Raw genomic sequence first — 239 nt, 5'->3', positions numbered from 1 at the left:
CAAGAGGAAATAGAAAATGAGTGAAAATGAGCTCCTAATTAATTTAATTAATAAAATCAAAAACAGTGATATAGAGCGCTTCACCATAATGGAGATATGTGGTACTCATACTCAAAGTATAGCAAAAATGGGCATAAGGAAATTACTTTATCCAAAGGTAAGTTTAGTATCAGGGCCAGGATGCCCAGTTTGTGTTACATCGGAAGGTTATATAGATGCAGCCATTGAACTTTTAAACA

At 33.9% G+C, this 239-nt stretch carries 1 pseudogene; it reads left to right on the top strand.

From position 1 onward, the window contains the following. Positions 1-16: 16 nt before the first annotated feature. A pseudogene (locus ACJDU8_RS25920) lies at positions 17-239 on the top strand (hydrogenase formation protein HypD); the annotation flags it as partial.

Origin of the sequence: Candidatus Clostridium eludens, from assembly GCF_045310515.1 — a bacterium.
In the GTDB taxonomy this organism is placed as follows: Bacteria; Bacillota; Clostridia; order Clostridiales; family Clostridiaceae; genus Clostridium_B; species Clostridium_B eludens.
The sequence above is the reverse complement of the archived record's forward strand: the minus strand, read 5'-3'. Positions and strand labels throughout refer to the sequence as shown.